Origin of the sequence: Shimia abyssi (assembly GCF_003014475.1) — a bacterium.
In the GTDB taxonomy this organism is placed as follows: Bacteria; Pseudomonadota; Alphaproteobacteria; order Rhodobacterales; family Rhodobacteraceae; genus Shimia; species Shimia abyssi.
Map to the genome: position 1 here is coordinate 109,591 of NZ_PYGJ01000010.1, position 22,248 is coordinate 131,838.

The following is a 22,248-nucleotide window of genomic DNA, read 5'->3' on the forward strand; positions in this document are numbered from 1 at the left end:
CATAACCGGATTTTTCACCCGGCCTTACGTTGCACGCCGTCACTCACCGGGTGGTGCGGCTGGTGTGCGCACACCAGCACGCCGCCAGCGCCACCATTCGTCATAGCTTCGCAACGTTTCCCGCCGATACAGCTCGTTATAGCGGTCCTGTCGCACAATTCGAATGTTGCTGAAACGCCCGCGTTTGACGCGAAACGCTTCGTCTTCGGCGGCAACTGTGCGGCGGATATCCGCCTGACGTCCATTGCGCGAGGTATAGTTGATCAACGCCGTATCCGCACGCCCAACGCTTGATGTATTACTCCGTGCGGCGGCTGATCCGCCTAGGGCGACCACCGCATCTGCCAGCGGATCCTGATCACTCAGATTGCGCCCGCCCGGTGTTGGCGGCGGCAGGGCAGCATAGTTTTCTGGCTGTACCAGTGGTTTGCCCGGCACAACAACAAACTCGTCCGGACCATCGCCAGTCTTGGACAAAACCCGCACACCTTTTTCACCGCTGCACGCAGCCAGTGCCAGAACAGACCCGATCATCAGCAGACGCATCATGCGCATTGCCACCCTCCGATAAGCTTTGCGAAATCCTTACCGCATCACCGCGACAAGGTCACGCCTCTCTTTTTTCCCCACCAAAAAACACCAGCCCCAGCGCGCCCGCAAATATCCAGACATCGGCGAAATTGAACGCATATGGGTTGTCGATGCCACAACAGGACATGTTCAGGAAATCCGCAACCGCACCGTACAACAGCCGATCCACCACATTGCCCAGCGCGCCGCCCACCAGCATTCCGGCACAGATCAGGCCCCACTTGCCGGGCGGATCTTTGCGCACCCAATATAGCACAAATCCTGAAATCGCGATTGCCAGCGCAATCAGAATCCAGCGCGCCGCATCTGCATTGTTGGCGAACAAGCCAAAATTGATGCCACGATTCCACGCCATGTGAAACTGCAACAGCGGCGGCAGCACATCGATCTGCAGGATTTCCTGCAAATTCATCATGTGCACCACTATGTACTTGCTGGCCTGGTCCGTCAGAAACGCCCAGAATCCTGCCCAAAATACCAGACGCATCTGCGCCCCCTTTCTGCCTCGCTACACAGCCCGTGTGCCCCTTGTTTTCAGGGGCTTACTCTGGCCGCTGTGCGCCCGGAGAACCCGGGCACAAAACTCTTGCCGCCTTAGTGACGGAAATGGCGCATACCGGTAAAAACCATAGCCAAACCGGCCTCATCCGCGGCCTTGATGACCTCTTCGTCGCGCATAGATCCGCCCGGCTGGATCACACAAGTGCCGCCCGCCGCGGCTGCTTCAAGCAGTCCATCCGCAAACGGAAAGAACGCATCCGACGCTACAGCGCTGCCCTTGGCAGGGCTTTCGCTCATGCCCAATTCAGCGGCCATGCGCTCGGCTTTGGCGGCGGCCACATTGGCACTGTCCAACCGGCTCATCTGACCTGCGCCCACGCCCACGGTTGCGCCACCTTTAACGTAGACAATAGCGTTTGACTTGACGTGTTTCGCCACCTTCCACGCAAACAACAGATCGGCCAATTCCTGCGCATCCGGCGCTTTCTTGGTCACGACCTTAAGGTCATCCAGCCCAACATACCCAACGTCCTTGTCCTGCACCAACAACCCGCCAGCAACTTGTTTGTAGGCCGTGATCGCCACCTTCGGATCTGGCAGACCATCGGTCAGCAACAACCGCAGGTTCTTCTTGGCCGAAAATATTTCCTTGGCTTCTTCTGACGCACCCGGTGCAATCACCACCTCGGTGAAGATCTCCACGATCTTCTTGGCGGTTTCACCGTCCAGCGGCTGGTTCAACGCGACAATCCCGCCAAACGCACTGGTGCGGTCGCAATCAAACGCCTTTTGATACGCCTCAACCAGCGTCGCACCCACAGCGACACCACACGGGTTAGCGTGTTTGATGATGGCACAGGCCGGACCATTTTCCGGATCAAACTCAGACACCAGCTCAAACGCGGCGTCCGTATCGTTGATGTTGTTATAGCTCAGCTCTTTGCCCTGCAATTGCCGGGCTGTCGCGACACCCGGACGACCGGAACCATCCGTATAGAATGCTGCCTGCTGATGGCTGTTCTCGCCATAACGCAACGTCTGTTTCAGCTCACCGGCCACCGCGCGGCGGCGGGGCGTCTCTTCGCCAATCGCGCCCGCCATCCATGTGGATACAGCGGCGTCATAGGCCGCAGTGCGCGCATAGGCCGTCTGCGCCAGCGACTTGCGGAAAGCCAAGGTCGTTGCGCCGTCATTGGCCTCCATCTGGTCCAGCAACGCGCTATAGTCTGTGCCATCAACAACAACGGCAACGTCGCCGTGGTTCTTTGCCGCGGCCCGGATCATCGCAGGTCCACCGATGTCGATATTTTCGATACATGTGTCATAATCCGCGCCCTTAGCCACGGTCTCTTCAAATGGATACAGGTTCACAACCAAAAGATCGATTGGCCCGATCCCGTGCTCTTCCATCGCAGCCACATGCTCTGGGTTTTCACGCAGCGCCAGCAAACCACCGTGCACTTTGGGGTGCAACGTCTTCACACGCCCGTCCATCATCTCGGGAAACCCTGTGATATCCGCCACGTCTTTCACCGCCAAGCCCGCTTCCCGCAACATACCTGCGCTGCCGCCTGTCGAAAGCAACTCGACGCCACGCGCCGCCAATGCCTGGCCCAGCTCAACGAGCCCAGTCTTATCGGATACAGAAATCAATGCGCGGCGGATGGGGGTGATGTCGGTCATATCTTGGTGTCGTCCCAAATGGTCAATGTGTCAGGTCCAGCTCTTCTCGGTTCAGGTCCCTGATCGCCACGGATGTTTCATGCGCTTTGGAAAGGGACCACCGGATGCGCGTCGCATACTCCATTGCCACGCCAGATAGAACGACCTGTTTTGTCGCGCGGGGCTTTAATCGGCCTTTTTCGAGAAAAACACTGGGTTCAAGCTCCATTTTAACGCTTCCGTCATGTCGAAAGACCCAAATCTCGCCGCTTTTGAGTGCGATCGACACCGCCGCGCCACCCATGTCCAGCTCTGCATCTGCCTCTGGGTGTAAATGGAATCGCATCGCATAGGGTATCCCCTGCAATGTTTTGGCATCCATCACCCGGTCAAATCGCCGCTTCGCCGTGTCGTCCAGCGCGATCAACATATCCTCACCGACCATGCCGCGCCCATCAAAGGTGAGCTCCAAAGTGCGTGCATGGGTCAGCCCATGGGTGCGCAAATACCCATCATGCCCGCCCTCAAATCTCAGACCATCTGATGCCTGGCTCATCTGGATCGGCACCTCCTTAGGGCCATCCACCAGGTGTTCTTCGCGCCACCCGCGCCCTTCTTCACCTAGCCGAGCGCTCGACAACCCATCCAGCGACAATGTCGAATGCGAAGGCGTCGCCCGCCCTGCACGTCGCCAATCTTCACCAAAGCCGGACCCCGACCCACAATTCACGATCAATGGCCGCCGCCCACTGGTCAGCTCAAACGCCAACGTCGATGCATGTGCATTGATCGAGCTGTCTCCTTTCGGAGGCGGGCTTGCATCAACAACCACACTTGTGCGCCCCGCGCTCAGCCGCGCATACCCCATGGCCAACCCATCCGCCTGACGCGATTTGACCGAACTCTCGGCTAGCGCACTGTCCAGCCGCCCCTCCATGCCGCGCCCACCGCCGTGAAACCGAGCGAGGCTTCCATCAGAGTGCCGTAACGTGCGCAGCGTCGGTGCAATGCGGGCAATCGCCTGTTCGTGCGCGTCTGAGACCGGCTTACCCGCCTCGCCCAGCGCCGTCGCCGCCCATGTCAGCAACGTGAACACTTCCAACAGCTCTTCCGGATTGCGTGTCGGGATCCCGCCCTGCTCGTCCACCTGTCGGCGGCATTCCTTGTCCAGCGCCTTACAGGCCGGGGCCACATGCTCGGCCATGCCTTCAAGCGCCAATCCGGCATAGATCAACCCGGTCAGCGCCTCAAACCGTGGCAATCCCGGTGACGTCTTTTGCCAACGTCGCGACAAGAAAATCGTTTGCTGCCCAAGCGAGCGGTAAAAAGCCTCTGACTGCTCGGAATCGCGTGAGCGCAAAAGAAACAATGCGTGGCTGATCCAGCGAATCAACCGCCGTCCCGTCAAATCCGGCGTCCATCCTGGCCCTCGCCCTTGGCCGTAACGATCAATCCAGCGCCATAGCCAAAGCTGCGCCCGGTCCCTTGCAACTGCATCCCCCACCGCGGCCAGATCGTCCATCCAGGCGAACCCATGCAGCTCCTGCGCAAAAACCTCATCGGGGATATCGATATCCCAGATCGACGTGTCCGTTGCGCTAACCAGATGGCCCGCAAACAGAAAATTACCCGCCACCAGCTGCTTGCCACGTGCAAAAAGCCCGATCGTGCGCGGCTCTGGCATAGACGTGAAACCCGTCGCCGGACGCGCCATCGTAGAGATGCGCGCATGCAACCGGTGCATGGCCCGCGTATAGCGTGCTGACAAACTATTTGGGTCGGACATCTGCTCTGCCTCTACGCTCTTTGGCGTTTGGTCAGAGTGTAGCCGCCTTGACGCAATGAGTCACCGATTGAATCGCTCGATCAACCAGCAACTCCGCTTTTGCGTACTTTCTGAACCATAAAAGATGCGAAGCGGCCCGCACGGGCCAATGAGCGCCCACCGCCGTCTCAGCCGTCCTTGCGCAGACAGGCGACATAGAACCCGTCCATACCCCCCAATTCACTCCAGTAATCAGGGCGCAACCGCAGCCCGCCTTCTTCCGTGATCCACTCCGGCTCGATCCCCGGCACCTCAAGCGCAGTGCGGTCCACGCGCACATCATTGTGCCGCTCAAGCGCCTCTTCCACCTGTACTTCTCCCTCATCCGGCAACAGCGAACAGGTGCAAAACACTAACCGTCCGCCGGGCTTGAGCAATGAAAGCGCATGGTCCAGCATCCATGACTGCATCCCGATCAGATCACCAAATTCGCTGCCATCCTTGGCATGTGGCAAATCAGGGTGCCGCCGCATGGTGCCGGTTGCCGAACAGGGCGCATCCAGCAGGATCGCATCATAACTACCCTTTTGGGCCATCACGTCACCCACGACCAGCTCGGCCTTAAGCTGGGTGCGTTTCAAATTCTCCCGCACCCGTTCCATCCGCGCCGGGTTGTCATCCACTGCCGTTACCGTGGCACCGCTTGCCGCCACCTGCATGGTCTTGCCGCCCGGTGCCGCGCATAGGTCCAGCACGTGTTCTCCCGCTTGAGCATTCAATACTCGCGCCGGAATGGCTGCGGCTGCATCCTGCACCCACCACTCACCGGCCTCAAACCCCGGCAAGCCCGAAACCTGCCCCGCATCGGCAATGCGCACCGATCCAGTCGGCAATACCACGCCCCCCACGGTTTCAGCCAGCGCTGCCGCGCCGCCCTTGACCGTCAAATCCAAAGGCGCGCCCGCAAAATGTGCAGCTTCAATCGCCATCATAGTCTCCGGCCCATAGGCCTGTACCAACGGGCCGCGCAGCCACTTGGGCAGGCGCGGCACCCGCAACAAATTCCACGCATCTTCGCCTTGTGCGACCACCTTGCGCAGCACAGCGTTCACCAGCCCCTTCATCCCAGCCGTGCGTTTGTTGCGCGACACAATTTCAACGGCGTCATTTACGACGCCATGCGCCGCGCCACCCTGACACAGCTCCAGCGTGGCCAGCCGCAACACATTGCGTACCGTCAGCGGGGGATATTTCTGCAAGTGTTTCTGTAACAGGCGGTCCGCACGTTCCAGCCCACGCAGGGTCTCCGTCGCTAAACGCTGCGCCCGCGCCCGCTCTTGCGGCTCCAGCCGCTCCAACGCTCCACTTGCGATCAACTCAGACAGCAACCGCCCCTCGCCCAAGACCTGATCCAGCAGGTAAACGGCGTTGCGTCGGGTCTGCATACTGGATTTCGACGCGGTTTTAGACTTGGGTTTCGGCGTGGGTTTCGGCATAGGCGTTGCGACTCCTTGATCCCTTGCTCATAGGCAAGGCGCGCGTATATCAAGGGTCGACTACAAAAGGAACCCGTGATGAGTGATCAAACCCCAGAACGCGACCTCTCTGATCTGCCCCCCGCCGCCCAGCGCGCACTGGCCGAAGCCGAGGAGCGCCGCAAAAACGCCAAACCCCAAGATCTAGCAACCGAACTGGGTGGTCGCGATGGGCCTGAACCCGTCCGCTTTGGCGATTGGGAGAAAAAAGGCATCGCCATCGACTTTTAGTCGCTAAGCAATTCATCCCAGTCAAATACTTCGGACCATCCAGCCAGCTCTGCCGCCATTTTCAATCCACCCGCAAGCGTCCCATGATCCGGGTGCGATGGCGGGCCCAGCTGGGCAATCAAATGCGCACACACAGTTGCGCTCTGAAAAACCGAACCGGCATGACACCAACGAAACGGCTCAGGCAATTTTGCACGTCTTGCCGCGCACCGCGCCAGCACCGATAGCTTTTCTGCTGCGCTGACCATAATATCAAACGCCACTTTGTCGCCAACATCGGCCAAACGGTCCACATGCAGCGCCACTTCGCCGATCCGTGCCCGCGTCTCAGGGTCGGTTGCGATCCATTCCAACAGGGCAATCTGATCCGCCCGAACGTCAAGCGTTTGCATCAGGCGCGCAGCAAAACCTGTATCTGGCTTTGTTTGATCAAACTCCGCCACTGCCAGTGCAAGGGCGACGCGCCCAATCCAAAACGCGCTCCCCTCGTCACTGATCCAATGCCCCCAGCCTCCGGCCCTGATCACCTCGTCTGATTTTGCCGCCATGGCCATGGAACCGGTTCCGGCCAAAACCAGAACACCCCACCCACCTTCAAAGGCCGCGCGATAAGCCAGCTCCACATCGTTCAGGAAATGCACATGCGTGGTGCGCCGCGCCTCAACAAACCGCCGCACCGCGGTGTCATTCTGCGCAATCTCCCCCCAACCCGGCACCCCGAGGACAACTGTCGCGCCAGTCGGGATTTGCGCCAGCACCGTCTCTAACGACATCTGCCATCCCGGCCCATCTGCGACATTGCATCCCCGACCCGGCTTTAGGCGACTTGCCTGTCCGTCGCGCATCACGGCAACGCCGGTTGTCGTGGATCCACCGCCATCGATTGCAACGATGCAGTCGCTCATCTGATGTCACCTCTACCAATAAGGCCCTTGATGTTGCCAAACATGCCCCCAAGCGCGCGCGCCGTTAACCCCGGAATATCCCGAAAACCACACCGACGCGATACCGACGTAATACCGACGCAAAACCGAAAGCCGGTTTCCCTAACAAATCAGCGCATTAACCATGATTCTCGGCACAAATCACAATCCAAGCGCACGGCGGCGCTCATTGGCAAATCCCTGCACCAGCCGATCCGCCACCAGTGCCAAAATCGCCATCGCTGCCCCAGCGGTCACACCCAGCCCAACGTCGGCCTGACCTAGCGCCAGATAGATCGACTGACCAAGCCCCGTCGTTCCAATCAGCGCGGCAATGACCAGCATGGCAAAGGCATACAGAATGGTCTGATTCAGCCCCAGCAAAATCGTTGGCGCCGCATAGGGTGCGCGCACTTCGAACATCACCTGCCAAGTACCTGCACCGCTTGCTTTAGCCGCCTCGATCATCTCTTCAGGCGTGGTTATCAACCCATGCCGCGTATAGCGGATCATCGGAACAACCGCGTAGAGACAAATAGCCAAAAATGCAGAGAATTCTCCGATCTGAAAGAACATCAGAACCGGGATCAGAAATACAAAAAGAGGGATAGTTTGCAGCAGGTCACAGACAGGTCTCAGTACGCGCCACGCGGTCACACTGACCGCCGCCCAGAGCCCCAGCGCACCGCCAACAATGGCGCAGGCAAAGACGGAAGACCCTGAAAGGTAAAGAGAAAGCAGCGCCCGCTCCCACAGACCCGAGATCAGGATCAAGCTCAGCAGAACCACTGCCAGTCGCGCCAATCTCCACCCGCCTGACACCCAGCCAAGCGCACCCGCACCAACGATCACCATGGGCCAAGGCAACTGTGCGATCCCGATTTCCCACATCATCATCAGGATCACAACGACCAGCCCCGCCGCGGGTCGTCCGGACCAGATCAGCGCGCCCGCAATGCCCACTGCCACCAGATAGTAAACAGCCGAATGCCAAGCCTCCCATTGAAAGCCCCAAGTGAATGGCAACACTGCATCACTTAGACCAATCCGAAGCGGCAAAAGCCCATAGAACATCGCGTTATTCTTTACCGCATCCAGCGTCGCACCGTGGTTTGCTGTAAAGCCGCCCACAGCCGCATCCACACTGTCGGCCACTCCGTCAAATGCGGCCATCTCGGCAGGGTTCCACCCTGCCAGCACAGCCCACACAGAGATCACAACACCAACTCCAAGGATGCCCCACGCCACGCGCCGGTCTTGTTTACGTCGCCGTGTGGCCAAAGCACCGGACATGCGGTCGATCACAATGGCAAAGACCACGATCACCAATCCCGCCAGAAAAGCTTGCCCAAACAGCGCCTTACGCATTGTCAAAAGCACTTCCCAGCCGATATCGTCAAACCCACCGATTACAGCAGCGATGATCACCATCGATAATGCCGCCATCAGGCATTGGTTCACACCTACCATGATCTGTGTTGTCGCAGCGGGCAGTTCTACAAGGAACAACTGCTGTCGCCGTGTGCCCCCCGACATCACCGCCGCCTCGCGGATGTCGCTCTCAACCCGCTCCAACCCTAAAAGCACATTGCGCGCCATCGGTGGCGCCGCATAGATGGCCGAGGCGATCAGCCCCACAACTGGCCCAAATCCAAATAGCACCAGCAATGGTGTTAGATAGGCAAATGTCGGCACGGTTTGCATTACATCCAGCAATGCCTGAACCGGTGCCTTCAGCCTAGGGTATTCAAAAGCCAGAATGCCAATCGCCAGCCCACTCATCATCGCCAACGGCACCGAAACAACCACCAGCGCAAGCGTGTTCATGCTTTCTGCCCAATAGCCCGACAGCACCACAAACCCGAGGCCAAACGCCCCAAGTGCGGCCATCCGAACACCGCCAAGCATCCAGCCAAGCGCCGTCACGCCGCCCACGATCAACGGCCATGGCGCATAACCCAACAATCCACTGACCCAGTCCATTGGAAAGCTGATTAAAAACGAAAAAGCCCGTGCTATTGGCTTGAAAACACTCAGAAACCACCCCACCGACGTGCCCATCCACTCAGTCATGGGCACTGTCAACACCGTTGGCCATGTCACTAACCAAGGCCATTGACCACCCAACAGCCGGCACACCACAGCCACCATCAAAACCAGCAAAGCCGCCTGCGTACCACGCGTCAGCGTAGCCCGCGCGGGCAATGCCTGTGCGATGCTCATGTCTCTTCGACCTGCAGTGCTGCGGCCAAATCGCTTGGCTGCACAGCGCCAATCACCATGCCGCTCTCGTCGCGAACAGGTACGGGTTCGTACAACGACATGCACTTGGCCAACGCCGTATCCAACGTCATACCCGGACGGAGACCCGGATCATCCGGCATATTGTCGGGGACATCGCGTGTCATGACCGACTCGACACACGCATGTTTTCCCTTGGCCACGTCTTTGGAAAACTCGGCGACATAGTCATTCACCGGACGCAGCACGATCTCTTCTGGTGTGCCAATCTGCACGATTTCACCATCCTTCATGATGGCAATCCGGTCCGCAAGTTTCAGCGCTTCGGTGATATCATGGGTGATGAATACAATAGATTTTTTCAGCGTCGCCTGAATGTGCAAAAACTCGTCCTGCAATTGTCGCCGGATCAATGGATCAAGCGCGGAAAAAGGCTCGTCCAGAAACCAGATATCCGGGTTCACCGCCAACGACCGGGCAATCCCGACCCGCTGTCTCTGACCACCTGAAAGTTCGCGCGGATACGCGTCTTCGCGCCCGCTCAAGCCAACAAGTTCGATCACTTCCAGTGCTCGTTTGCGCCGGTTCGTCTTTCCAGCGCCCTGCATTTTGAGGGGGAACGCCACATTGTCCGCCACCGTCATATGAGGAAACAGGCCAAAGTGCTGAAACACCATGCCAAGCTTATGGCGGCGCAGCTCGATCAGGCGCTTTTCTGAGGCCTGGAGGATGTCTTCACCGTCAATCCGCACCGCACCAGCAGTGGGTTCCACCAGTCGTGAAATACAGCGGATCAGGGTGGACTTGCCCGACCCGGACAAGCCCATAATCACAAACAACTCGCCCGACTGCACTTCAAAATTTGCTTCCCTCACAGCCGGGATGAACTCTTTATCTGCAAGGGCCTTCGCAATGTCAGATGAGGTGCCAGCCCCGCGTGCATCGCGCAGGGCCGTCGCGGCGTTTGGGCCAAAGACCTGCCATAGGCCTTCGACCGAAATCGCCGCAGCGGGGCGTGTTGTTTCTGTCATCCGGCGTTACTGCGTTGCTGCCGCAACAACTGGTTTCCACTTGTCTTCGTTAGCGCCCATCCAAGCCGCGACAACGTCTTCAACCTTTTGACCATCCACGTCGACAGCACCCATCATCGGCTGCTGATCTTCTACAGCGAGCGTGTAATTCACAAGGATCTCGTGCGCGGCGGGAGACTGTTCTTTAAGGCCAGGCCAAGCCGCCTTGAAGATCCGCGACGGTGCAAAGTCACAGTCATTTACGGCGTTCGGGTTCGGCCCCCAGGACGCATCTGTAAAGCAGGCATCTTCGCCCGGTGGCAGATCCACAAACTTCACGTCATAGGCCGACATCGCCCAATGTGGTTGCCAAAAGGTGATCAGCAACGGCGATTTCTTCTCGGTTGAGGCGCGCAGCTCCGCGATTAGAGCACCCTCAGACCCGGCAGGCACAGCCTTAAACGGCAAGCCTAACCCGACCATGCGATCCGAACCCGGTGTACCCCAATCCGCCGGATAATCCACCAAACGGCCCATTGGGATCGTTTCGGCCGTGGCGAAGTTCACCGCGCAATTGCGCAGTGCTTCCCACGCTGGAAGACCCGGGCACAGTTCCTCTACATGCGATGGATACGCAATACCTTCGCGGGCGTTCAGGCCAAGGTCTGACAGCTCTTCCAGCATCCCCTCGCCTTTTAGCACGGCATATTGATCCGACACGTTCGACGACCAGATTTCCAGCGTCGCGTGGATGTCACCATCTGCAATCGCCTGAAACTGGTTCATCATACCCGCCGTGACATACTCCACGTCATATCCCGCCGCCTTCAGCATCTCGCCGGCGACATGGGTTGTGACGTGCTGACCTGTCCATTCATTGATTGCTAACTTGATCGGCTTACTTGTATCGCCAAGCTCCGCAGCACCAGCAGCACCCGCCGCCAACAACGCCAAAGCTGAAAGGCCCATCTTCATAGAGGATTTCATCGTCGTCTCCCTGATCAGCGACCGCAATCTTGTACGGTCATTTAATTTTTTGTATTCGCATAAAATCATGCACAGAGACATCTGCCAAGATTTATTTCGCTGATCTTAGGTGCGAATCGCCCTGCGCAAAAGGAGAGGACGCCCAGTTCCTACAGGCCGAGCACATCCACCATGTCATATTCGCCGGGTTTCTGAGTTTGCCCCCACAAGGCAGCCTTGAGAGCACCTCGGGCAAAAATCGTACGATCCGTTGCCATATGGCGCAGCACGATGCGTTCTCCGGCAGCGGCAAACAGAATGTCATGTTCCCCCACAATGTCACCCCCACGAATGGCCGTGAACCCAATATCGCCCCGTTTTCGTGCACCAGTGATGCCATCTCGCCCGCGATCAGCAACGTCGTTCAGCTCAACTCCACGCCCTTCAGCCGCGGCCTCGCCAAGCATCAAAGCTGTACCAGAAGGCGCGTCCACTTTGTGGTGATGGTGGGCTTCAATTACTTCAATGTCAAAATCTTCATCCAGCGCCTCAGCGACCTTGCGGGTCAGTTGGGTCAACAGATTAACTCCAAGGCTCATATTTCCAGCGCGTACAATCACTGCATGGCGCGCACATGGCGCAAGCTGTGCAATGTCTTCGACGGTCATCCCCGTGGTTCCGATCACATGCACAGCGCGCGCCTGTGCAGCCAGCTTAGCAAACTCAATGGTTGCTGCCGGTGCTGTAAAATCGATAACCGCCTGTGCTTTGGCAAAGGCCTCCAACGGTTCATCTGTCACGGTCACCCCCAAGGCCGAACCGCCCATGGCCTCACCTATGTCGCGGCCAACCCAATCGTGCCCCTTGCGCTCTATCGCACCTACCAGCCGGGCTTTTTTGCTCTCAACCACGGTTTTGATCAGCATCTGCCCCATGCGGCCTGAGGCCCCGGTGATCGCGATACCTGGCAGGTCTTCCATTGCGTCGTCTCCATCTTGGCGGTAGTTCAATTGGCTTCGGGCCCTGCTTAACCAATGCCTGCCCGCTTGGCAAAGCCCTGCTTGGCAAAAGACTGTGAAAAGCATAAGTGGTGGGTATGGCTAAGAACACATATCAAGACGGCTACGGCCCATCTCAACGACAATTGCGCGTCGGCGAACAAATCCGCCGTACGCTTTCCGAAGTGCTGATGCGTGGGGACATTCATGACCCCGACCTTAACCGCATGTCGATCACGGTGGGCGAAGTGCGCACTTCGCCTGACCTCAAGATAGCAACGGCCTATGTGCTGCCCTTAGGTGGCAAGGGCAAGGACGAAGTGATCGCACTTTTGGCACGCAACAAGGGCGAACTGCGCCGCGTCATTGGTAAAAAGACTGGCCTGAAATACACGCCCGACCTGCGTTTCCAACTGGACCAGACATTTGACCAGATGGACGACACCCGTCGCATGCTTTCCGAGGATCGCGTTAGACGGGACGTCGACGACCAATGATGTTCAGGGGCGCGCTTGCTTTCGCTATACTCGGGCTTGCCCCTCAACTGGCGCAAGCAACCGCTTGCGATGAACTCGACTACTTGGGCAAGCGCTTTACGGTTTGCACTGTGAACGCGTCTGAAGAGCAGATCAAATTGTTCCTTCGGGACGAAAGCGGCAATATTCTGGGACAGTTTTCTGACGTATCGCGCCATATCGGCGACAACGCAGAGCTGGTTTTTGCCATGAATGGCGGCATGTACCACCCTAACCGCGCTCCTGTCGGCCACTACGTCGAAAATGGAACGCCAGAGACCCCCCTCCTCACTGGCGCAAGCAAGGGGAATTTCGGACTGCTACCCAATGGTGTATTCTGCATCCGCGGATCGCGGGCCGATGTCTTTGAAACGTTAGCCTTCGCAGACCAATCGCCCGATTGCGAGTTTGCTACACAATCCGGGCCCATGCTTGTGATTGATGGTGAATTGCACCCAAGGTTTCTGGTCGATAGCACATCCCGTTTTATCCGCAATGGCGTTGGCACGTCACGCGACGGCAAAACAGTGGTATTCGCGATATCCGACGCGCCAGTCACGTTTTACGAGTTCGGCAGTTTTTTCCGCGATATACTGGCCACGCATAGTGCCCTTTATTTTGACGGCAAAGTAAGCCGCATCCATGCACCACAGCTCGACAGATCGGATTCCGGGTTTTGGATGGGGCCAATCGTAGGCGTGGTTGCCCAAAATTAACCGGCACGCGTTTGACACCTCCGTCGCAATCCGCTACCCCGCCGATCTCATCATCGAAATTGGACGTTTATAATGGCACGCAAACGCAAAGGGCGCGACATTTCTGGCTGGCTGGTGATCGACAAGCCGGCAGGGATTACGTCGACATCTGTTGTCAACAAAGTTCGCTGGGCGATGGACGCAAAGAAAGCCGGACATGCCGGTACGCTCGACCCAGAAGCAACCGGCGTTTTGGCCGTTGCCTTGGGCGAGGCAACCAAAACAGTTCCCTACATAACCGATGCCCTAAAAGCCTACACCTTTACAGTCCGGCTGGGCCAAAAGACCAATACAGACGACGCCGAGGGCGAGGTTATCGCCAGCTCAGATTCTCGCCCGTCCGATGACGCAATCAAAGAGGCCCTCGGACATTTTGTCGGCGACATCATGCAAGTGCCACCCAAGTTCTCAGCCGTAAAGATTGATGGTCAGCGCGCCTACAAGCTTGCACGCGATGGTGAGGATGTTGAAATCGCGGCTCGTCCGCTTTGGGTAGAAGAACTGGTTTTAACGGACCGAGAGGATGCGGATCACGTCACACTTGAAATGATCTGTGGCAAGGGGGGCTATGTGCGTTCGATCGCCCGTGATCTGGGAGAGGCGCTTGGCTGTTATGGACACGTACGAGAGTTGCGGCGAATTTGGTCGGGTCCGTTTGACGCGGAAAACGGCCTTAGTCTCGAGACAATTGATGACAATGCAAAATCAACCGACCTTGACGCATACTTATTGCCACTTGAACAGGGTTTGATCGATTTGCCAGAGGTCAAAGCGACGGCTCAAAGTGCCATTCGTCTACGCAATGGGAACCCTGGTATGGTCATCGCCAATGACGTCGAATACGGCGATGAATGCTGGGCCTCAATCGATGGACAGCCGGTCGCCGTTGGGATTTACAAAAATGGAGAATTGCATCCTTCTCGCGTGTTCGTAATGCCAAACACATGATCACGCGTACGTTCCAAAAGGGAGATGCTGCCTCAGTTGCGACTTACTCTGACTGCGGGACCTACCGCTATTCGCTGACCCGTGTTTGGGATGACAGCGCAGCGAAAGTCACATTCATCATGCTAAATCCGTCCAAGGCGACCGAAGCACAGAACGATCCGACCATCGAACGATGCGAACGTCGCGCCCGCGCCTTGGGTTTTGGCGGATTTTGCGCCACCAACATTTTTGCTCTGCGAGAAACCAATCCACGTATTCTGCGTAATCATCCAAATCCAGTTGGCCCGGACAACGACTCAATTGTCGCAGAGTGTTGTCGTTGGGCAGATGTAATCGTTGCGGCCTGGGGCGCACATGGTGTCCATTTGGAACAGGGAAGTAGAATGCGCCGGGTATTGGCCGGCTTGGATCGCACCATTCACGCGTTGGGAACAACCAAACACGGGCACCCCAGGCATCCATTGTATATCTCTTACGCAACCCAGCCAAAGCCGTGGCGTCTGACAAGTTGCTCGGACGGTCCAAAGACAAGTTAACCAATGATCCGAGATGGATTTTACTAAGCTCCGGTTATGTGGCTTACTGCCTTGAGAAAAAGGTGAGATTTTGAACTATGTTGTTCTTGGCTGGATTATTGGGTCTTATGGTAGGTGCTGCAGCATTTGTTGCCGTTGAAACTCCGACAACGGACGATGAGGGCGACATCGTTTCCATTACAACCGACCCGAGTAGCGAAGAACCTACACCTCCTGAATTGCCGGAACCTAACGCGCCAAATTCGATTACTGGTTCCGTCGGTAATGACATTCTTTCTGGAACAGATCAGAATGATGTCCTCAGCGGCAATGAAAGAAATGACCAGTTAAACGGTTATGTCGGCAACGACACAATGTACGGTGGCGATGGTCACGATGTCATACACGGTTCAACTGGAAATGATGTTATTTTTGGCGGCGCGGACGACGATTTATTGCACGGCGATTACGGCGAAGACATTCTTTCCGGCGGCGACGGCCAAGACACAATGTTCGGTCATGTAGGCGAAGATACAATCGAAGGCGGCTCCGGCGACGACTCATTGGTTGGCGGCATGGGCCATGATCAGCTGCTAGGCGGCGCAGGTGACGACGCACTTCATGGCGGGTTGGATGATGACAATCTGCAAGGTGGCACGGGCTCGGACACTCTTTTCGGTGGGGATGGAAACGACATTTTGTCGGGGGTTACTCAATTAGCTCAACAAGACGACACTGACTACCTTAACGGTGGAAACGGAAGTGATAGTTTGTTTGGCGGCGCCGGGGATATTTTGTCTGGCGGTGAAGGGTATGACTCGTTCTTTTTGAACGATGCAGCGCAATACGGTGAACCAGTCACCGTAATGGATTTCGACCCATCTCAGGACAATTTGGTACTCATATACGACGACATTGATGGCGACCCTCAGGTCACAATTGAACCAGATACAAACGAAGGCAATGCAGTTCGCGTGCTTGTCAATGGAACAGAGCTTGCCCTTGTACACGGCGGTGAGGATCTGAACGCAGCAGACATTTCGCTCATGCCGCAAAGCGCAGAGGCCTTTGCACTATCCAGTTAAGGTGACGATAACACCTCTTTTCTTTTACTCAGTTTTCACCTATACGCGCGCATCTACCCAACGAATCTTGCGTAGATTTCTCTAAAGGACCTTGCTGGACGACATCCCGGCCTGAGCCCTAAACCCCTAAGTTCAAGGAGACCCCGATGTCGATTACAGCTGAAGACAAAGCACGCGTCATGACTGAATTCGCGACTAAAGAGGGCGATACTGGCTCGCCCGAAGTTCAGGTTGCCATTCTAACATCTCGTATCAACACCCTGACCGAACACTTCAAAACCCACAAGAAAGACAACCACGGTCGCCGTGGCCTTTTGAAAATGGTCGCACAGCGCCGTAAGCTGCTGGACTACCTGAAGGGCAAAGAAGAAGCCCGTTACCAGGACTTGATTAAGCGTTTGGGCATCCGCCGTTAATCAAGACCAATTGATGCGTCGCGTATTTTTTACCGACTACAAATTCTGGCCCATCGCATACAAATGCGGCGGGCCTTTTTGTGTGTATTTCCGGCGATTGGTTCTATTGGCGCCCAAAAACGTCCATGGACTGCCTATGCGGAGGCTAAAGCTTGTCGCTCTTGTGTGCGAAACATAGCCAATGACCGATATCTTGCTTCAGGGACCGCTAAAACAAAAAACCCTGCCCGACAACGTCGAACAGGGTCGCATTTCTGCAAGAACAGAGATTACTCTTCCGCAGCGTCTTCTAGAGCTACGCGAGCCTTGTCTGCTGCACCTTTGGCATCAGCGTCGCGATCGACGAATTCGATGATCGCCATCGGAGCCATATCACCATAACGGAAACCGGCTTTCATAATGCGGATGTAACCACCCGGACGGTCTGCATAGCGTGGTCCAAGAATGTCGAACAACTTAGAGACATACTGGTCTTCCTTCAGACGTGCTGCGGCCTGACGCCTTGCGTGCAAGTCACCACGCTTTGCCAGGGTGATCAGCTTTTCCACGATTGGACGCAGTTCCTTGGCTTTTGGAAGAGTTGTTTTGATTTGTTCGTGCTCAATCAGCGATCCCGCCATGTTTGAGAACATGGCCTTACGGTGTTCATGAGTTCGGTTTAGGCGGCGGTAACCACGAGCGTGACGCATTTTTCAATTCCTTCTTCGCGTTTTGCTTTGTCCGGCAGCCGATGCGTGTCAGCCACTCTCCTTGGGGCGACTATGCCCATATGTCCCCGGCAATCCGGGCATTCAGGTAGGTCGGACAAAATTGTCCGACCTACGGATTTGTTAAAAAGCGTCTTCAAACTTTTTGGCCAAATCTTCGATGTTGTCTGGCGGCCAGTCTTCGACGTCCATCCCAAGGTGCAGTCCCATTCCGGACAGAACTTCCTTGATTTCATTCAACGACTTACGCCCAAAGTTTGGTGTCCGAAGCATTTCGGCTTCAGTTTTCTGAATCAGATCACCAATATAAACTATGTTGTCGTTTTTCAGACAGTTCGCCGAACGTACTGACAGTTCAAGCTCGTCCACTTTCTTCAAGAGAAGTGGGTTAAATTCGAGACCATCATCTTCTTCTTGACGACCTGCTGATTCCGGTTCGTCGAAGTTCACGAAGATCGAAAGCTGATCTTGCAGAATGCGCGCAGCAAAAGCCACAGCGTCTTCCGGAGTGATTGAGCCATCGGTATCGATTTTCATGGTCAGCTTGTCATAATCCAGAACCTGACCTTCCCGCGTCGGCTGAACATCATAGCTGACTTTCTTAACCGGCGAATAGATCGCATCAATCGGGATCAAACCAATCGGTGCATCTTCAGGCTTGTTCTTATCAGCAGACACATAGCCTTTGCCGGTATTGACAGTCAGTTCCATATACAGATCCGCACCGTCATCCAGATGACAAATCACGTGTTCTTTATTCAGAACCTCGATACCCGCACTGTCGCTGATGTCGCCAGCCGTAACCGCACCAGGACCCTTGGCATTAATCGAAAGACGCTTTGGCCCTTCAACTTCCATGCGAAGAGCAACTTGCTTGAGATTAAGGATCACGTCTGTCACGTCTTCACGAACGCCCGCGACGCTCGAGAACTCGTGCAGCACGTTGTCGATCTGAACACTTGTGATTGCCGCGCCCTGTAGGCTCGACATCAGCACGCGGCGCAGCGCGTTGCCCAAGGTCAGACCAAAACCCCGCTCGAGTGGTTCTGCCACAACAGTTGCCTGACGCGCAGGGTCATTGCCCGGCTTCACTTCAAGCTGGGTCGGCTTGATCAATTCTGCCCAATTCTTGTGGATCATACGTCCCTCCATTCTTGTTTGCCTCTCATGTCCAAAAGAGACAAACGCCCGAGGTTTCAAAACGACAAAATGGGGCCGTGGAAATCACGCGGCCCCAAATTGGAAATAATTCGCTTAAACGCGGCGGCGCTTCGGCGGGCGGCAACCATTGTGCGCGATGGGAGTAACATCACGGATCGACGTGATGTTAAAGCCAACAGCGGCCAAAGCGCGCAGTGCGGATTCCCGACCCGAACCGGGGCCCTGAACTTCTACTTCCAGAGTTTTTACGCCATGTTCCTGCGCTTTCTTACCGGCATCCTCTGCAGCCATCTGAGCCGCATAAGGTGTCGACTTCCGCGAGCCTTTGAAGCCCATGGTGCCAGCCGACGACCACGAAATCGCGTTCCCCTGAACGTCAGAAATCAGGATTTTGGTGTTGTTGAACGAAGAGTTCACATGAGCAACGCCGGAGGCGATATTCTTGCGCTCTTTTTTCTTTGTACGAGTCTTATCACGTGCCATTGATCAAACCCTCCCTTATTTCTTCTTACCAGCAATGGCCTTTGCAGGGCCTTTGCGAGTACGAGCGTTGGTGTGGGTACGCTGCCCGCGAACCGGAAGGTTGCGACGGTGACGCAGACCGCGGTAGCATCCGAGATCCATCAGGCGTTTAATGTTCATCTGCACTTCACGACGCAGGTCACCTTCGACGGAGTAAGTCGCGTCAATGTGCTCACGGATGGACAGAACTTCTGCGTCGCTCAGTTCATTAACACGACGTGATTCGTCGATGTTCACCGAAGAACAGATTTCTTTGGCCGATGCTGGGCCAATACCAGTGATATAAGTCAGGGCGATCGGGACCCGCTTGTGGGTCGGGATGTTTACGCCGGCAATACGTGCCACGTGTCACTTTCCTTTTCGTTGCGGTTCCGTAACGCCGGAACCTTTTTTCACAACGTAAGCCCGACGCATTCCAGCGGCCGGGCCTCAGCTGATCAGGTGATCTTGCGGTGCGGGCGCGACCCGCTGCAATTGTTGATTCTCTAATTAGAGATAAGGTGATTTATGGGCGATTAGCTGGTGTGTCAAGCATCAATGAAATTCGGACACAACGACCTGCCGTTTACCATTCCGAACGGGTCCAACACTTTCCATTTACACCACCCGCAAGAGTAAAAAAAGAGCGACTCAGCTTGGCCGCTCTAGTTAACCGTCAAACGCGAGCAGCGGTTCAGCCGAGTACATTGCCAATCGACGCTTCGACCTCATCCATAGACGCTAGCCCGTCAACAGCGCTCAGGCTGCCCTTGGCGTGGTAATAACCAATCAATGGTGACGTCTGCTTATAATAAGCCATCAGACGCACTTTCAGGCTCTCTTCGTTGTCATCTGCTCGGGCCGTACCGCCAGCTGCAACCGCCTCCTTGGCGCGATTCACGATGCGTCCGACCAGAACGTCGTCATCCACCTTCATCTCGATCACGGCGTCCAGACTTTCACCAACATCCGCCAGCAATTCCGCCAACGCATCTGCTTGCGCCAATGTTCGTGGGAAACCGTCAAAGATGAAACCACCCTTTTTGTCGCCTTCCAACTTTTCACGGATCAAGCCGATCACGATCTCATCGGTAACGAGCTCTCCTCGGTCCATGACATCCGCAACGATCTTGCCCATCTCCGTACCCGAAGTTTTCGCCTCGCGCAGCATGTCGCCTGTAGACAATTGGATCATTTCGCGGCTTTCGACCAAACGGCCAGCCTGAGTGCCCTTGCCGGCGCCGGGTGGACCAAGCAGAATAATGTTCATCGACGAGCAGCTCCTTTTTTACCGCGCTTCTTGTTCTTGCCACGAAGCTGCGATTTTTCAATCAAACCCTCATACTGGTGCGCCAGCAAATGGCTCTGCACCTGTTGGATGGTATCCATTGTTACAGAAACAACAATCAGAACCGAGGTGCCGCCAAAATAGAATGGGATCGCAAATTGATTACGTAGGATTTCTGGCAAGAGACAGACCGCTGCCAAATAGGCCGCCCCCATGACCAGAACGCGGTTAACCACGTATTCCAAATACTCAGCGGTGCGTTTGCCAGGTCGAATTCCAGGAACAAAGCCATTCTGGTTCTTAAGATTGTCCGCGACTTCATCAGGCTTGAAGCTGACATTGAACGTGTAGAAGTAAGCAAAGAACACGATCATCGCGACAAAAAACAACAGATAAAGCGGTTGTCCGGGGCCGAAATACGCTAGGATTGTCGACATTACCGGCCCAGTTTGGGCACCAGAGAACGTCGAAATTGTCGTCGGCAACAGCAAGAGTGAACTTGCAAAAATCGCAGGGATCACACCAGCGGGGTTAACTTTGACCGGCAAATGGCTGGAACCACCATCATAGAATTTCTGTCCAACTTGGCGACGCGGATACTGAATGTGGATTTTGCGAAGTGCGCGTTCCATGAAAACCACAAAGGCGATCACCGCAACGACCATGACGATCACACCGACAATGACCGCGGGGCTGATGGCGCCAGAACGACCCGATGCAAAGAACTGCGCCAGTGCGGCTGGGAGTTCTGCAACGATTCCAACGAAAATAATGAGCGAGATACCGTTACCAATTCCGCGCGCAGTGATCTGTTCACCTAACCACATCAGGAACATTGTGCCGCCAACCAAAGTGATCAAACACGAGAAGCGGAAGAACATACCCGGATCTGTCACGAGTTGCCCGGCCTCAAGGCTGACAGCCAAGCCATACGCCTGCACAGTCGCGAGGGCGACCGTACCATAGCGCGTGTACTGGTTCATCTTCTTGCGGCCCTGTTCGCCTTCTTTTTTGAGTTGCTCAAGGGCGGGCACCATCGCGCCAAGCAATTGGACGATGATGGATGCCGAAATATAGGGCATAATGCCGAGAGCAAAGATGCCCATTCGGCCAAGGGCACCGCCTGTAAACATTGACAGGATGCCACCAAGACCCGCAGCTGCGCCCTCCATGAACTCGCGGAGCGCAACACCGTCAATACCGGGAACCGGAATCCATGTTCCCAACCGATATACAATCAGCAACGCCAGCGTGAACAGGATGCGATTGCGAAGATCGGTTGCTTTACCAAGCGCGGCCCAGCTTGTGTTGGCCGCCATTTGTTCAGCTGCAGATACCATGCGGATCTCTCTCAAAATGACAACGCCGCCAAAACCGTTTTCCGGTTGGCGGCGTTTGGAAAACCTTTAGGAGTATGTAAGCGGATGGTGATCCGCTCACAACCTCTTATTCAGCCGCTGGCGCGGATTTGATGGTCAGCGAGCCGCCTGCCTTTTCCACAGCTTCCACTGCAGATTTCGACGCGCCGGTCACTTCTATGGCCAACTTTGCGGTAACGTCGCCTTTTGCCAGAACCCGGACACCGTCCAAAACGCGGCGAACCAGACCAGATGCAACGAGTGCTTCTTCGGTCACAGTTTCGGAGCCGTTCAGCTTGCCTTCGTCAACGAATTTCTGGATGAGGCCCAAGTTGACCACAGCGAACTTCTTGCGATTCGGTTTGTTGAAACCACGCTTGGGAAGACGCTGGTAGAGCGGCATCTGGCCGCCTTCGTAGCCATTGATCGCTACGCCCGAACGGGATTTTTGACCTTTGATACCACGGCCACCCATTTTACCCTTGCCAGAGCCGGGGCCTCGGCCAACGCGCATACGTTTCTTGGTTGCGCCTGGATTGTCGCGAAGTTCGTTCAGTTTCATGTCGCTTCTCCTTT

The 22,248-nt window shown here is 56.0% G+C and carries 24 protein-coding genes; 7 read left to right on the forward strand and 17 right to left on the reverse strand.

All coding sequences use genetic code 11. The features are described from left to right. Positions 1 to 39: 39 nt before the first annotated feature. The 5 genes from CLV88_RS14980 to CLV88_RS15000 all read right to left on the reverse strand — a co-directional run bounded on the left by CLV88_RS14980 (position 40) and on the right by CLV88_RS15000 (position 6,015). Positions 40 to 555, reverse strand: a complete 516-nt coding sequence (locus tag CLV88_RS14980) for a DUF3035 domain-containing protein (RefSeq protein WP_106609222.1) — start codon at positions 553 to 555, stop codon at positions 40 to 42. Between the two features lie 52 nt (positions 556 to 607). Then, positions 608 to 1,078, reverse strand: a complete 471-nt coding sequence (lspA, locus tag CLV88_RS14985) for a signal peptidase II (RefSeq protein WP_106609223.1) — start codon at positions 1,076 to 1,078, stop codon at positions 608 to 610. Positions 1,079 to 1,185: 107 nt separating this feature from the next. Then, positions 1,186 to 2,775, reverse strand: a complete 1,590-nt coding sequence (gene purH, locus CLV88_RS14990) for a bifunctional phosphoribosylaminoimidazolecarboxamide formyltransferase/IMP cyclohydrolase (RefSeq protein ID WP_106609224.1) — start codon at positions 2,773 to 2,775, stop codon at positions 1,186 to 1,188. 22 nt (positions 2,776 to 2,797) lie between these two features. Further along, complete coding sequence (locus CLV88_RS14995; protein ID WP_106609225.1) at positions 2,798 to 4,540, reverse strand: heparinase II/III family protein; 1,743 nt, start codon at positions 4,538 to 4,540, stop codon at positions 2,798 to 2,800. Positions 4,541 to 4,707: 167 nt separating this feature from the next. Further along, a complete protein-coding gene (locus CLV88_RS15000; RefSeq protein WP_243403677.1) occupies positions 4,708 to 6,015 on the reverse strand; it encodes an RsmB/NOP family class I SAM-dependent RNA methyltransferase in 1,308 nt (435 codons plus the stop codon). A 78-nt stretch (positions 6,016 to 6,093) separates the two neighbouring features. Between CLV88_RS15000 and CLV88_RS15005 the strand changes: the two genes are divergently transcribed. Next, positions 6,094 to 6,285, forward strand: a complete 192-nt coding sequence (locus CLV88_RS15005) for a DUF1674 domain-containing protein (RefSeq protein ID WP_106609226.1) — start codon at positions 6,094 to 6,096, stop codon at positions 6,283 to 6,285. Here CLV88_RS15005 and CLV88_RS15010 read toward each other — a convergent pair. The 5 genes from CLV88_RS15010 to dapB all read right to left on the reverse strand — a co-directional run bounded on the left by CLV88_RS15010 (position 6,282) and on the right by dapB (position 12,405). Continuing rightward, positions 6,282 to 7,190 carry a BadF/BadG/BcrA/BcrD ATPase family protein gene (locus CLV88_RS15010; RefSeq protein ID WP_106609227.1) on the reverse strand — a complete coding sequence of 303 codons (909 nt, stop codon included), beginning with the start codon at positions 7,188 to 7,190 and terminating at the stop codon, positions 6,282 to 6,284. The two genes, CLV88_RS15005 and CLV88_RS15010, sit on opposite strands and share 4 nt — an antisense overlap. A 180-nt stretch (positions 7,191 to 7,370) precedes the next feature. Further along, a complete protein-coding gene (locus CLV88_RS15015) occupies positions 7,371 to 9,431 on the reverse strand; it encodes an ABC transporter permease subunit (protein WP_106609228.1) in 2,061 nt (686 codons plus the stop codon). Beyond that, positions 9,428 to 10,480 (reverse strand): quaternary amine ABC transporter ATP-binding protein, encoded by a 1,053-nt coding sequence (locus tag CLV88_RS15020; protein WP_106609229.1) that lies wholly within the window; start codon positions 10,478 to 10,480, stop codon positions 9,428 to 9,430. Before CLV88_RS15020 ends, CLV88_RS15015 begins: the two co-directional genes overlap by 4 nt. A 6-nt stretch (positions 10,481 to 10,486) precedes the next feature. Continuing rightward, positions 10,487 to 11,446, reverse strand: coding sequence for an ABC transporter substrate-binding protein (locus tag CLV88_RS15025; RefSeq protein ID WP_207797071.1), 960 nt, complete (start codon positions 11,444 to 11,446; stop codon positions 10,487 to 10,489). Positions 11,447 to 11,595: 149 nt separating this feature from the next. Continuing rightward, a complete protein-coding gene (gene dapB / locus CLV88_RS15030) occupies positions 11,596 to 12,405 on the reverse strand; it encodes a 4-hydroxy-tetrahydrodipicolinate reductase (RefSeq protein WP_106609231.1) in 810 nt (269 codons plus the stop codon). A 116-nt stretch (positions 12,406 to 12,521) separates the two neighbouring features. On the opposite strand from dapB, the gene rbfA reads away from it, so the two are divergent. From rbfA to rpsO, 6 genes are all read left to right on the forward strand, one after another. After that, positions 12,522 to 12,920 carry a 30S ribosome-binding factor RbfA gene (gene rbfA, locus CLV88_RS15035; RefSeq protein ID WP_106609232.1) on the forward strand — a complete coding sequence of 133 codons (399 nt, stop codon included), beginning with the start codon at positions 12,522 to 12,524 and terminating at the stop codon, positions 12,918 to 12,920. After that, entirely contained in the window at positions 12,917 to 13,654 is a 738-nt protein-coding gene (locus CLV88_RS15040; RefSeq protein WP_341477165.1) for a phosphodiester glycosidase family protein, read from the forward strand. Before rbfA ends, CLV88_RS15040 begins: the two co-directional genes overlap by 4 nt. A gap of 72 nt (positions 13,655 to 13,726) precedes the next feature. Continuing rightward, positions 13,727 to 14,641 carry a tRNA pseudouridine(55) synthase TruB gene (gene truB / locus CLV88_RS15045; protein WP_106609233.1) on the forward strand — a complete coding sequence of 305 codons (915 nt, stop codon included), beginning with the start codon at positions 13,727 to 13,729 and terminating at the stop codon, positions 14,639 to 14,641. Further along, entirely contained in the window at positions 14,638 to 15,177 is a 540-nt protein-coding gene (locus CLV88_RS15050) for a DUF1643 domain-containing protein (protein ID WP_106609234.1), read from the forward strand. The genes truB and CLV88_RS15050 overlap by 4 nt, the downstream gene beginning before the upstream one ends. 77 nt (positions 15,178 to 15,254) lie before the next feature. Continuing rightward, a complete protein-coding gene (locus tag CLV88_RS15055; RefSeq protein ID WP_106609235.1) occupies positions 15,255 to 16,241 on the forward strand; it encodes a calcium-binding protein in 987 nt (328 codons plus the stop codon). A gap of 146 nt (positions 16,242 to 16,387) precedes the next feature. Beyond that, positions 16,388 to 16,657: a 30S ribosomal protein S15 gene (rpsO, locus tag CLV88_RS15060; RefSeq protein WP_106609236.1), complete on the forward strand. Its 270-nt coding sequence runs from the start codon at positions 16,388 to 16,390 to the stop codon at positions 16,655 to 16,657. A gap of 269 nt (positions 16,658 to 16,926) precedes the next feature. Here rpsO and rplQ read toward each other — a convergent pair whose 3' ends face one another. From rplQ to rplO, 7 genes are all read right to left on the reverse strand, one after another. After that, positions 16,927 to 17,346, reverse strand: a complete 420-nt coding sequence (gene rplQ, locus CLV88_RS15065; RefSeq protein ID WP_106609237.1) for a 50S ribosomal protein L17 — start codon at positions 17,344 to 17,346, stop codon at positions 16,927 to 16,929. Positions 17,347 to 17,487: 141 nt separating this feature from the next. Then, complete coding sequence (locus CLV88_RS15070) at positions 17,488 to 18,504, reverse strand: DNA-directed RNA polymerase subunit alpha (protein WP_106609280.1); 1,017 nt, start codon at positions 18,502 to 18,504, stop codon at positions 17,488 to 17,490. Positions 18,505 to 18,618: 114 nt separating this feature from the next. Continuing rightward, a complete protein-coding gene (gene rpsK, locus CLV88_RS15075; RefSeq protein ID WP_106609238.1) occupies positions 18,619 to 19,008 on the reverse strand; it encodes a 30S ribosomal protein S11 in 390 nt (129 codons plus the stop codon). A 15-nt stretch (positions 19,009 to 19,023) separates the two neighbouring features. Then, positions 19,024 to 19,392 carry a 30S ribosomal protein S13 gene (gene rpsM / locus CLV88_RS15080; protein WP_106609239.1) on the reverse strand — a complete coding sequence of 123 codons (369 nt, stop codon included), beginning with the start codon at positions 19,390 to 19,392 and terminating at the stop codon, positions 19,024 to 19,026. A gap of 328 nt (positions 19,393 to 19,720) precedes the next feature. Continuing rightward, positions 19,721 to 20,296 carry an adenylate kinase gene (locus CLV88_RS15085; protein ID WP_106609240.1) on the reverse strand — a complete coding sequence of 192 codons (576 nt, stop codon included), beginning with the start codon at positions 20,294 to 20,296 and terminating at the stop codon, positions 19,721 to 19,723. Beyond that, positions 20,293 to 21,654 carry a preprotein translocase subunit SecY gene (secY, locus tag CLV88_RS15090; protein ID WP_106609241.1) on the reverse strand — a complete coding sequence of 454 codons (1,362 nt, stop codon included), beginning with the start codon at positions 21,652 to 21,654 and terminating at the stop codon, positions 20,293 to 20,295. The genes CLV88_RS15085 and secY overlap by 4 nt, the downstream gene beginning before the upstream one ends. A 106-nt stretch (positions 21,655 to 21,760) precedes the next feature. Beyond that, complete coding sequence (gene rplO / locus CLV88_RS15095; protein WP_106609242.1) at positions 21,761 to 22,234, reverse strand: 50S ribosomal protein L15; 474 nt, start codon at positions 22,232 to 22,234, stop codon at positions 21,761 to 21,763. Positions 22,235 to 22,248 lie beyond the last annotated feature (14 nt).